The sequence below is a fragment of the Rhodococcoides fascians NBRC 12155 = LMG 3623 genome (genome assembly GCF_001894785.1).
GTDB classification, from domain to species: Bacteria; Actinomycetota; Actinomycetes; order Mycobacteriales; family Mycobacteriaceae; genus Rhodococcoides; species Rhodococcoides fascians.
In genome coordinates, this window is record NZ_BCWW01000002.1 from 158,549 (window position 1) to 169,765 (window position 11,217).

Below are 11,217 nucleotides of genomic sequence, written 5' to 3' on the forward strand. Positions count from 1 at the left end.
ACTATCCGTTACTGGAGAGAAGCCGTCGCCGGTGCGCTGGCCGTCGTGCTCGTTGCCGTCGCGTTCGTCGTTCCGTATCTGGGCAACGAGATCGTCACCCCGATCATCAACAGAACACCGCAGCAGGTGCGCGATTTCGCCGACGCCGCACCGCTGTTCGGTTTTCGTGAGGTTCATGTCGGATGGGGAACGCCGTTCGCCGTCCTCATCGCGGTGGCGACCGTGCTGTGGGGACCGACCGTGGCTCGACGCCTGTCCTGGACGCGGCTGTTGTTCGTCGTCTGGGGTGCGTCGGCGGCGTGGACGATGGCGCTGGCGATGGTCGACGGTTGGAAGCGTGGGTTCGTCGACCGATTGGCCTCGACGGACGAGTACCTGCACGAGGTGCCCGGCATCACCGACATCCCCGCGACACTGCGCGGATTCTCCGAGCGCATTCTGGATTACCAGACGGATTCGTGGACCACTCACGTCTCGGGCCATCCGCCCGGTGCGCTGCTGACGTTCGTCTGGCTCGACCGTCTCGGTCTGAGCGGCGGGGCCTGGGCGGCAACGCTGTGCGTGTTGGTGGGAACCAGTGCCGCAGTTGCCGTGGTTCTCACGCTCGGTGTTCTGGGCGACGAGGACATGGCCAGGCGCGCAGCACCGTTCGTGGCGATCGCACCGGCAGCGATCTGGATCGCCGTCTCCGCCGACGCGTTCTATGCCGGGGTCGCGGCGTGGGGTATCGCGCTGCTGGCGGTCTCGACGAAGCGCTGGCTGTGGCCCGCATCCATCGGTGCGGGAGTGCTTCTCGGATTCGGAATCTATTTGAACTACGGCCTGGTGTTGATGGGTCTGCCCGCGGTCGCGGTGCTGATAGCGGGCCGAAAGGTTCTGCCGTTCCTCGGCGCGGTGATCGGTGCCCTGCTCGTTGCGGGAATCTTCACGGCGTACGGATTCTGGTGGTACGACGGGTACGAGCTGGTGCAGGAGCGGTACTACCAGGGCATCGCCAAGGATCGTCCGTTCGAGTACTGGGGCTGGGCGAACTTCGCTGCACTGTTCTGCGCGCTCGGCGTCGCTGTGCCGGCGGCCTTCCCACGCATCGCCGCGCGGGTGCAGCCGATCAACCTGTTGGTGCTCGGCGGCCTCGCGGCGGTGGTGATGGCCGATCTGAGTCAGCTGAGCAAAGCGGAGACGGAGCGAATCTGGCTGCCGTTCGCGATGTGGATGTTGATCGCCCCGGCGGTGCTGCCGCGTCGAACACATCGATTCTGGTTGGCGCTGCAGGTGATCGGGGCCTTGGCCGTCAATCATCTGCTGTTCACGAATTGGTGAGTGGAGCCGGAGTCATCTGCGCGAACCAGCGGCCGTCGATCGGAGCCACGTCCACCATCTGCAAGCCGGCGGCGCGGGCGAGGTCGGCGGTGGCGTCGGCGCTGACACTCGACCAGGCGAACCAATCGCCGACCATGGTGTCGGTTTCCCAGCGAACGGTGCGGTGCCGAATACCGGAGTCACTCGGTTCGTCCACCTCGGCGATGATGGCTCCGTGTGGTGCCAGCAGATCGGCGGCTCGGCGTAGCAGGCGCACCGGATCCCCGCCGATGCCGATGTTGCCGTCGGCGAGCAGCACACACGACCACGTGCCGGTGCCGGGCAGAGGCTCGAAGAGGTCACGGAGAACGGCGTTTCCGCCGCGGCCGATGGTCAGGTCGACGGCAGCCTTCGACGTGTCGACGCCGAGCGCCGAGAGTCCACGTCGGGCAAGAGCTTCGGTCAGCCGGCCGGGTCCGCATCCGAGATCGATGGTGGACCCGGTACATCGGCTGATCATGGCGTGGTCGGCTCGGCGATCCTCTTCCGAGGATGCGCTTCCGCCCATCCAGCGGGCCGTGGGCAGACGTTCTCTCGAGCCGTCGGAATCGCCGATCCAGCAAGGCAATCCAGCGGCGGCGCGGTGGAAAAGGGTGTCTGCGGTGACGCTCATGTTCGGCTCCGTACCACGGTGAAGCGAATGAAGTAGACGACGGCGCTGGCGGCGAACAACACCGTTGTCAGAACCAGCCATCGTTCCAAGAAGGGGTCTTGGGTCAAACCTGTTGCCGCACGATAGGTCTCCGCGCCCTGGGACAGTATTCCGGGGAAGAACATCAAGAACGTCAGTGCTGTGCCGAGGGCCGGGACGCGAATGTAGTTGATGGGCGAGACGGTCAGCTGCAGTCGTCCGAGCCCGGTGAGAAGGCGATCGGCCGCCGAGTACAGCGGGAACAGAACCGCGTCGTGCAGCAGTACCGATCCGAAGAACCAGACGGCAATGGAATGCCACCAGATGTCGCTGTTCCACAACGTTTTCGGTCCGGCGATGTGGACGACGTAGCCGACCAGAGCGAAAGAGAGCAGCAGGCCGACGGCATGCAGAGGGTGGCCACCGTAGATCCGTCGGAAGGCTCTCATTCCCGGTCCCCTGTCGCGTTTTACGAAACGTCTGTGAAAGCACCAGAGCGCGAGCAGCACCGACGTCGTCGGTGACTGCCCGCGCACGGGTTCAGGAGCTGATTATGCGGCAGTCTTGACCGTGATGGTCGCAACGCCGACGAGCAGTCCCGGGGTGACAGCGTCGGTCTTGAACGTGTCGTTGAGCAGTCCGGCTGCGGTCTCCGAGATCTTCACCTGCGTGCCCTGCAGGATGGCGGTGTTCTCGGGGCCGGTTGCCAACGGCTGCAGGGTGCGGCCGTCGAGGTCGAACAGCACGGCGTCGGCAGCAGCCTCTTCGCCGTTGACCGTGACGTCACCGGTGAGCAGCGACGTGCCCGGGTCGATGTCGAAGTTGGTCAGCTCGACCACGGTCTCGCCTGCGGTCAGCGACAATCCGCTGCCGTCGTGGTTGATCTCGCCCTGCACGTAGGGGTCGACCGTGCCGGGCTCCCAGTACTTGACGTCGCCACCGGTGATCGGGAAGCGAATGGAACCGTCTGCGAGAGTTGCGGTTCCGACTACGCCCGGCGTGAGGCCGAGGGTGGTCAGTGCGCCCAGGAAGCCGGGGTCGAGAGCAACTGCGGTGTCGACGCCGTTGCTGAGGTCGGCGACCTCGGCTGCGGGCTCGGGAGTGCTCTCGGTGGTCTCCATGGCCGACGATTCCGAGGAGGTGGCTGCGTCGGTGGTGCTGGATGCGTCGTCGCTGGAGCACGCGGCGAGCGGGACGATGGTGAGTGCACCGATTGCGGTGGCGGCCAAAGCTTTACGAACAGTGAACATGTCGGTCAACCTTCCGTGCTCGTCTCTCGAGCGTTGTGGGTTATTCGGCGCTGCTTGCCGATCGGATGGGTCTTCATCGCGATGCCTGCATTGAAGCGGTGCCGACCTGTTACCCCACGGTGTGAACGGTCAAACCAGACATGTTCACGTTCGGCTCAGCCCAGGATCAGATCCGCGGCTCGTTCGCCGATGATCACCGACGGTGCATGGGTGTGGCCGCGGATGATGCTGGGCATGATCGATGCGTCGGCGACCCGGAGTCGGTCGACACCCCGAACCCGCAGCGCGGCATCGACGACGCTGCCGGCATCGCTGCCCATCCGCGCGGTGCCCACCGGGTGGTACAGAGTGTGCGCGTTCTGCTCGAGGGCCTCGGTGAGCAGATCCGCCGGGGAGATGTTCGACGCCACCCTGGGGCGTACGACGTCCCCGAGCTGGCCCTTCAAGGACGGGGTTTCCGACAGCGCGACGCATACGCGCAGTCCCTCGATCATGGCCTTGCGGTCCATGCCGTCGGGGTCGCTGAGGTAACGCGGCTCGACGATGGGCTTGGCCAGAGGGTCGGCGGACCGGAGCGTGATCTCGCCTCTGCTCTTGGGTTGCAGCAGGACGGTGCCGATGACCGCGGCGTGTGCGTCGGCGGCGATCAGGCCTTCGTCGAAGAACGGGGCCGGTCCGAAGATGAGTTCGAGGTCCGGCAGCGGCAGATCTTCGCGACTCCGGATGAAGCCGTATGCCTCCGCGACGTTGGAGGTGAGCATGCCGCGTCGGCGCGCGAGATAGTTGATGAGTTCGGGAATCTTCTCGGCATGGAAGAGGGAGTCCTTCTCGGTCTTCCATCCGATGAGGGCGGCCAGGTGGTCGAGGAGGTTCTGCCCGACGTCCGGCGAGTGGTGCCGGACGGTGATGCCGTGGGCTGCGAGCTGCTCCTTGTCTCCGATGCCGGAGAGCATCAGCAGCTGCGGTGTGTTGATGGCTCCGCCGGACAGAACGACTTCCTTGTGTGCGCGCACCGTATGGGTGACGCCGTCGGAGGTGTATTCGACGCCGACGGCGGCGCTGCCCTCGAAGAGAACCCGGGTGGCCTGTGCCTCGGTGAGGACGGTGAGGTTGGTGCGCTTCTTGGCCGGGCGAAGGTAGGCGTCGGCGGTGCTCCAGCGGGCGCCGCGTTTCTGGTTGACCATGGTGCGGCTGAAGCCCGTGGGTTCGGGCAGGTTGGGGGTTTCCACCGAGTAGCCGGCTTCCTCGACGGCGGAGAGGAAGGACGAGGTGAGCGGGCGTGAGCTGCGCTGGTGGGAGACGATCAGCGGCCCGCCGGTTCCGGCGTCCAGTTCTGTTGTGCCCTCGATGTTCTCGATCTTGCGGAAGTATCCGACGAGGTTGCGGAACGACCACGAGTCGTCGGAATTGGCCGCCCACTCGTCGTAGTCGGCGGCGAATCCGCGTACCCACATCATGGCGTTCATCGACGACGAGCCGCCGAGCATCTTGCCGCGCGGCCAGTAGATGCTGCGGTCGCGTAGCCCCGGCTGCGGTTCGGTGAGGTAGTCCCAATCGACCTCGGTACGAAAGAGTTTGGAGAACGCGGCGGGGATGTGGGCGAACTTGTTCTTGTCTTCCGGGCCTGCCTCGAGCAGGATCACGCTGTTGCGGGGATCGGCGCTGAGCCGGTTGGCCACCACTGCGCCGGCCGAGCCCGCGCCCACGACGATGTAGTCGGCGGTTGTGTTCTGTGTGCTCATGATTGTCCTTCGGGTTCGTCGGCAGCTGTCGTTGGACGCTGCTCAGCCGCGCAGGGCGGAGGCGAATATTGCCGGAAGTTTGGTCCAGGACGGTGCTCCGGCGAATGCGGTAAGCAGTTTCCCGGTCGATGCTGCGGTTTTGTTGGTGACGAACCACGGCGGCTTGGGGGAGATGGACATCTCTCCGCTGATCAGCGACCTCGACAGTGGGCGGAAGGGTCCGCGTACCACGGTCCGTTCGGCACCGTCGATCAGTAATGCGTTGTGCACGATGCCGATTCCGCTCTGCACATCGTCGACGGTGTGGCCGGGGAACGCGCCCCAGGTGGCCGATGCGGTGAGGAATCCGAGGGCGGTCCAGGCATTGACGGCAATGGTGCCGTACCGCAGGTCTGCAAGCATGGAGTCGAACTTCTCACCGAGTTCCTTGATGGTGCTCGGCGTGCCGATGATGTTGATGCCGAGGGTGCCGGTGAACTCCTCGTTGGCCGTCTGGACGGCCTTGGCGGCGAATGCTGCTCCGCTGTAGGGCAACTCGATGACGCCCATCACGGGTGCGAAATACTCGGTCTGCAGAAGCGGTGCGTACTCGCCGGGATCGAGGTCGGTGATGAGCACCCGGCCACCGCCGTCGCCGAGCCGTTCGGCCGACGGGTACGTGGCGGTGGCGTCGGACACCCGTCTGTCGCTGCCCGGGTAGTAGGGGGCGCGGGCCGGTGCCCGGTCGAGTGCGGCGCGCAGGGCTGCGATGAACTCGTCGCGCTGCTTCCATTCGGAGGACAGCACGACGACCTGCGAAGCGACACAGTTGTATCCGCTGTTGTGCAGTCGCTGGGTGGCTACGTGTTCGGCTTGGAACTCGATGTCCGCGCGGCTCCACTCGCCCGGCAGCACGATGGTGGGCGAGACGCCACCGAGTTCACTGGAGATCTCCTTGGTCAGGATCGGCCGGTTCGCCGCCTTACGGGCGGCACCGTCGGGTCCCGGGCCGAAGACGATGGCGTCGTGGGTGATTGCGCTGCCCGTCATGTGGACGTGGTCGACGCGATCGTGGTTGACCAGGTAGGTGCCGACGTCGGCTCCACCGGTGAGCAGACGCAGCGCGCCGATGTCCACCAATGGGGCGAGGATCTTCTCGAAGACCGGCAGCAGTGGGTCCATGATGGGGTTGAGCTTGAGCGCGACGACCCGGTTGAAGGCGATCAGTTCGTACAGGGCGTCGAGCGGGGCGATCGAGGTGATGTTGCCCGCGCCCAAGACGACGCCGACGCCCGCGGTGCGCGTCGGGTCGAGTTGGGCGAGGCCTGCGGTGCGCTGTGCGGTGGCACGGTCGATTCCCGGCCGGAGCCACACCTCGGCACTGAACCCGTTGAGCAGTAGCTTCTCGAAGTTGTTGAGCGGCAACACCGATACGGTCGTTCGTCCGCCCGGGGCTGTTCCGAACTTCGCTCCGGCCAGCGGGCTGCCGCCTGCCTCGAGCGCCGAGAGGGTGTGCGCGAGCGTGCCGAGACCGCCGAGAAGCGAGTACGGGCCGGAGAGCCATTCCTCACCGAGCAGGTTGGACGAGGGGTCGAGGCCTTTGACCGACGCGGCGGCGGTCACCCATTCCTGCGCATGCGTCGTGGTGAGGGCGTGCATGCGCTCGAGCAGCGTCCGGCGGTCGGCCAGGCCGAGCCTGCCCCAGGTCTGCTCGCCTGCGTCGAGGTCGGCAAGAGCGGTATCGACCGCCAGGGAGGCGTCCGGTCCGTTCGTCGGTACAGGCTGCAGATGCGGGGTGACTTCGCTGGTCAACTTTTCGTCTCCACTCGTCGTTCGGATACACGGCTTCGAGTGTGATTCTGGTCGCATTCGGGGCGGCAGGCTATGGGCCGCCGCTGTCAATCGAGCGCAGCGGATTGTGCCGTCGCACAGTTTGGGTGTGGCGTGGCTTACATCGGCCGGGCTATGGTTCAGTCATGACCACCACCGAGTCCGCTCTGCATCCGTCACCGACCGAGCTGGCGGCGGCGATGCTCGACGACGTCGACGAGCTGGCGAGCGAACTGGTCCGGCGCATCCTGGGAGCCGAGCACGCGTATCTGGAGGCGACGCTGCTCACCGCGGATCAACTTCACGAAGCGTCTCGCAGCAATCTGGCCTCGATGTTGGGCAAGCTGTCCGGGCGTGCGCCGGTTCGGCTCGAGTCGGCGCAGCAGGCGGGCAGGCTCAAGGCCGAGCAAGGTGTACCGCTGGCGGCATTGCTGCACGCGTTCCGGCTCGGTGGTCGGCTGGTCTGGGACGAGTTGATGGTGCGTTCGCACGGCCGGGCCAGCCACGCGCTGCTGGACATGGCGGCGCAGGTGTGGGCATTGGTCGACGTGTATTCCGACGAGGCGGCCGAGGCGTATCGAGAGAGCGCCGATATGCGAGCCCGCGAGAGCGCCGAAGCCCGCGGCCGGCTGATTCGGGTGCTGTTCGCCGATCACGCCGCGAATCCGGCCGCGGCGGCGGATGCCCTGCGTGCGTTCCGAATTCCGGATCGCGGCTTTTTTGCGGTGGTATCCCAGGAACCCTCGTCGACGGGACTCGGTATCGAAGGCGTCGTCGCTCGGTTGCGGGCCGCGGGAACCGAGTCGGTGTGGGATGCCGAGGTGGACGGCAGCATCGGATTGTTCTGTGCCGCTCGGGAATCCGACATCGATACGGCACTGGTCACTTTCGGAGAACTGTGCCCGGGGCGGATCGGTGTCAGTTCGGTGTTCCGGTCGCCGTCGGGAATCGGTGACGCCGTGGGGCAGGCCCGTCTGGCCCGGTCGTGCAGCTTTCCCGATTCTGTGCCGTCGACGCCGGTGCGCTACGACTCGGTCCCGGTGCCGTTACTGCTCGCGCGCGACCCGAAATCCGGCCGTATCGCGGCTCGTCAGATCCTCGGCGATCTGTTGGCGTTGCCCCGCGCCGAGCGGACGAGTCTGCTCGCCACTCTCGATGCGTGGTTCTCGTGCGGTGGCTCCACCAAGGATGCCGCGGAACAGCTGCACTACCACCGCAATACGGTGTTGTACCGATTGCGGCGTATCGCCGAACTCACCGGTCGCGACTTTCGTGATCCCGTGCAGGCCGCCGAACTCTATGTCGGGCTTCGAGCCCATCAGCTACTGACCTGACGGGTCAGTGGCTGGCCAGCACGACGTCGAGGATTCCCGTTCCCAGCGGTACCGGAACGCAGGACGGCTGACGCGCATTCGCGGGGTCGAGTGCGTTGAGCGCCAGACGCAGCGCGGTCGGGTCGTAGGTGAACGTGAAGTGGGCGACCTCGGTGTCGGGGCACACGTCCTGGATCACGATGTTGTGCGCTCCCGGATCTCGCAGCAGCGCATTGGTATACGGCTGAATCACCTCGTCGACCTTGGTGGCGATCGAGGTGTAGTCGACGCCGGGGACGGTGTCGCCGCCGGCGTTGAGGTTCTCGAGAAAGTCCGATCCGGCCATCAACTGGGCGAGGCCCGGTCCGAATTCGTCGGCCACCAGACCGGTCGCGCCGGGCACGGCTTGTACGACGGGGGCGACTCCGTACATGGTGCCGCCGTAGGTCGGTGACGCGATTCCCACCCATCGGTCGACGACATCGGCCCCGCCGAGCCGGTTGACGAAGTATCGGGCGACGGCAGCACCCTGCGAGTAGCCCACCACGTCCACCGCCGCGGCACCGGTCGCGTCGAGGATGGTCGCCGTCATCGATTTCAGTTGTGCTGCACTGTCTTCGATGACGCCGTAGCCGTTGGACTTACCGTCCGGTGAAGTGCCGTAATTGATCGCGAAGACACAGAAGCCTGCGGCGCGCAGGATGGGTGAGAAGCCGGCCCAATCGGAGTAGGCGGTGGCGTCGGTGCCGTGGACGAGAACGACAGGATTGGGGTGCTCGGCAGAGGGCACGCAGCTCATGTCGTTGGCCCCGGGCGGGGCGGCGTCGCGGTTGGTCGACGCGTACCGAATGGCATCGGCGTGGTCGGGTTGAGGCGGTGCAGCGGCGATGGGCATGAGTGGGCCGGCATGTGCGAGTGGTGCCGCTTGGGTCGACAAGGCCGACAGTGCAGCGGTGAGTGCGACGACGAGAAGAATCAGACTTCGGCGTGGTCCGCGCATGATCACACGGTATTCCTGCAGTTGTGAAATGTCCCTACGAATTCGGACATGAACGCATAAAAGTCACAACAATAGTTCTGTAGCGATTTTTGTGTCGCATGCCGATTGCCGACCGAGCTACCGGTGACGGCGAGGGTGCAGACGCAGGGATCGATCGAAAGACGGGTTTACCGCCGACAAGGGGAACGTGGAGCCGGTGACGGGAATCGAACCCGCCTCTCAACCTTGGGAAGGTCGCGTTCTACCAATGAACTACACCGGCGTGTGGTGCGGCGTCCAGATTAGCAGGGTGGCCCGACGTCGATGCGTACACCGTGCAGCAGGGCCTGGGCGTCCTCGGCCGGCACCGGTTCGGAGAAGAGGTAGCCCTGAGCGCGGGTGCAGCCCAAGGCCACCAATGTGCTCCTGGCACTCTCGGTTTCGACGCCCTCGGCGATGATGCTCAGGCCGAAGGCGTGCGCGAGCCCGATGATCGACTGGACGATCGCGAGGTCGTCGGTCGCCCCTGATCCGAGGTCGGTGACGAACGCGCGGTCGATCTTGAGCGCGTCGACGGGCAGTTCCTTGAGGTGTGACAGCGAGCTGTATCCGGTACCGAAGTCGTCGATCGCCACCTGCACGCCGAGGTCCCGCAGTTCTCGGAGCGTCACTCGAGTACGCGAAAGATCCTGTACGACGGCCACTTCGGTGATCTCCAGGCACAGGTTGCAACCCGCGATCGAGAATTCGTCGAGGGCGCTCGCCACGGTGGCCGCAAAGCCGGTGGTGACCAGCTGTACGGGCGAGATGTTCACGCGCATCACGATGTCGAGGCCGGGGATGTCCCGTTGCCACGCCGCCAAGGTCCGGCACGCGTAGTCGAGAACCCACCGACCGAGCTCGCCGGCGAGGTTCGTCTCCTCCGCCACCGGAATGAAGGCCGACGGTGGTAGCAGCCCGCGGGTGGGGTGACGCCACCGAACCAGTGCCTCCACCGCAGTGATGCGCCCGGTGACGAGGTCGACCTCGGGTTGGAAGTGCAACGTCAGCGAGTCGCCTGCAATGGCGTCACGCAGATGGATCTCGACGTCGTTGCGGAGTTCGGATTGCGCGTGCATCTCGTCGGTGAACAGCGAGATATGATGTCCACCAGCACGCTTGGCCACCAGAGCGGCTTGCCCTGCTTGCCGGAGCAGAGAGTCGGCGGTGTGGGTGCCGGGCTCGCCGAAGGCGATTCCGATGCTGGCGCTGCGACCGATTCTCTCGACACCGAGAGTGACCGGTGCCTGTATCGACTCGGCGATCGTGCGGGCACGGTCGGTGGCGACGCGGTGCGAGCACGGGCCGGCCAGGACCACGACGAACTCGTCGCCGCTCAGGCGGGCCGCGAGACTCGCCGATTCGTCGACGAACGCCTGCAGGCGTTCGGCGACAGCCTGTAGGTACTGGTCGCCGGCGAGGTGTCCGAGGAAGTCGTTCAGCGCCTTGGTGCGGTCCAGGTCGATGTGCAACACCGCCACCGGACCGGGCATCGACGGATCGAGTCGGTCACGGAGGTGCTGCGTGAGTGCGGTGCGGTTCGGGAGTGAGGTGAGACCGTCGTGCAAGGCCGAGAACCTGATCTGTTCCTCGGCACTGACTCGCGCCTGCAACTGCGACAGCAGAGCAGCAATTGCTTTGAGGGCGTTCAGTTCTGCCTGGGACCAACTTCGGTCTCCCACTTTGATGAAGCCCAGAATCCCGGTGGTGCGTTCGGAGTGCAGCAGCGGCACGACGGCCATCGAGGTGGCGCTCAATCCCGAGGCGGTCTCGACGCGTCGGCGATAGTCCTCCTGCTCCGGGTCGGGCCGAAACACTGCCGGTTCGGACAGTGTTTCGGCCATCGCGAAGACCGAGTCGGCCTCGTCGAAGTAGACGACGGCCAGGGGGTCGGGATCGGGCACGCTCAGGCGCGGTGGCCATTCCGCGGTGAGTCTGGTTGCCCGGGCATCGAAATCGTGGTGCCGGAGAAAGCTGAAATCGATGCCGAGGTAGTCCACGAGCTGACGCAGTACCGACAGGTATGCTTCTCGCACCGTCGCCGCGTCGACGCCCATGAGTTCGGTGGCGACGCCGGTGACGAGGACCTCGAGTG

General features: G+C 65.7%; 9 protein-coding genes and 1 tRNA gene. 2 read left to right on the plus strand and 8 right to left on the minus strand.

Translation table 11 applies throughout. The features are described from left to right. Positions 1-36: 36 nt before the first annotated feature. A complete protein-coding gene (locus RFA01S_RS06745; protein WP_238325037.1) occupies positions 37-1,320 on the plus strand; it encodes a hypothetical protein in 1,284 nt (427 codons plus the stop codon). Here the strand turns inward: RFA01S_RS06745 and RFA01S_RS06750 are convergent. The 5 genes from RFA01S_RS06750 to RFA01S_RS06770 form a co-directional block, all read right to left on the minus strand. Next, the gene (locus RFA01S_RS06750) at positions 1,307-1,972 is read right to left on the minus strand and encodes a methyltransferase domain-containing protein (protein WP_032367078.1); all 666 of its coding nucleotides are present in this window, start codon (positions 1,970-1,972) and stop codon (positions 1,307-1,309) included. The two genes, RFA01S_RS06745 and RFA01S_RS06750, sit on opposite strands and share 14 nt — an antisense overlap. Then, entirely contained in the window at positions 1,969-2,439 is a 471-nt protein-coding gene (locus RFA01S_RS06755) for a hypothetical protein (protein WP_027495403.1), read from the minus strand. The genes RFA01S_RS06750 and RFA01S_RS06755 overlap by 4 nt, the downstream gene beginning before the upstream one ends. A gap of 102 nt (positions 2,440-2,541) precedes the next feature. After that, positions 2,542-3,240, minus strand: a complete 699-nt coding sequence (locus RFA01S_RS06760; RefSeq protein WP_032367076.1) for a hypothetical protein — start codon at positions 3,238-3,240, stop codon at positions 2,542-2,544. A 155-nt stretch (positions 3,241-3,395) separates the two neighbouring features. Continuing rightward, positions 3,396-4,982, minus strand: a complete 1,587-nt coding sequence (locus tag RFA01S_RS06765) for a GMC family oxidoreductase (protein WP_032367075.1) — start codon at positions 4,980-4,982, stop codon at positions 3,396-3,398. 42 nt (positions 4,983-5,024) lie between these two features. After that, complete coding sequence (locus tag RFA01S_RS06770; protein WP_032406221.1) at positions 5,025-6,713, minus strand: aldehyde dehydrogenase family protein; 1,689 nt, start codon at positions 6,711-6,713, stop codon at positions 5,025-5,027. Between the two features lie 224 nt (positions 6,714-6,937). Here RFA01S_RS06770 and RFA01S_RS06775 point away from each other — a divergent pair, with 224 nt between their 5' ends. Next, on the plus strand, positions 6,938-8,125 hold the full coding sequence (locus RFA01S_RS06775) for a PucR family transcriptional regulator (RefSeq protein WP_032406067.1): 1,188 nt from the start codon (positions 6,938-6,940) through the stop codon (positions 8,123-8,125). A gap of 4 nt (positions 8,126-8,129) precedes the next feature. Here RFA01S_RS06775 and RFA01S_RS06780 read toward each other — a convergent pair whose 3' ends face one another. The 3 genes from RFA01S_RS06780 to RFA01S_RS06790 form a co-directional block, all read right to left on the minus strand. Continuing rightward, positions 8,130-9,104 (minus strand): esterase/lipase family protein, encoded by a 975-nt coding sequence (locus RFA01S_RS06780; protein ID WP_027495408.1) that lies wholly within the window; start codon positions 9,102-9,104, stop codon positions 8,130-8,132. A 188-nt stretch (positions 9,105-9,292) separates the two neighbouring features. After that, a tRNA-Gly gene (locus RFA01S_RS06785) sits at positions 9,293-9,366 on the minus strand. A 19-nt stretch (positions 9,367-9,385) separates the two neighbouring features. Next, on the minus strand, positions 9,386-11,179 hold the full coding sequence (locus tag RFA01S_RS06790) for a putative bifunctional diguanylate cyclase/phosphodiesterase (RefSeq protein ID WP_051364986.1): 1,794 nt from the start codon (positions 11,177-11,179) through the stop codon (positions 9,386-9,388). Positions 11,180-11,217: the final 38 nt, after the last annotated feature.

Coding starts and splice junctions, on each gene's coding strand:
- RFA01S_RS06765 (WP_032367075.1), bottom strand. CDS start 4,982: ATGAGCACACAGAACACAACCGCCGACTACATCGTCGTGGGCGCGGGC.
- RFA01S_RS06760 (WP_032367076.1), bottom strand. CDS start 3,240: ATGTTCACTGTTCGTAAAGCTTTGGCCGCCACCGCAATCGGTGCACTC.
- RFA01S_RS06775 (WP_032406067.1), top strand. CDS start 6,938: ATGACCACCACCGAGTCCGCTCTGCATCCGTCACCGACCGAGCTGGCG.
- RFA01S_RS06755 (WP_027495403.1), bottom strand. CDS start 2,439: ATGAGAGCCTTCCGACGGATCTACGGTGGCCACCCTCTGCATGCCGTC.
- RFA01S_RS06780 (WP_027495408.1), bottom strand. CDS start 9,104: ATGCGCGGACCACGCCGAAGTCTGATTCTTCTCGTCGTCGCACTCACC.
- RFA01S_RS06750 (WP_032367078.1), bottom strand. CDS start 1,972: ATGAGCGTCACCGCAGACACCCTTTTCCACCGCGCCGCCGCTGGATTG.
- RFA01S_RS06790 (WP_051364986.1), bottom strand. CDS start 11,179: ATGGGCGTCGACGCGGCGACGGTGCGAGAAGCATACCTGTCGGTACTG.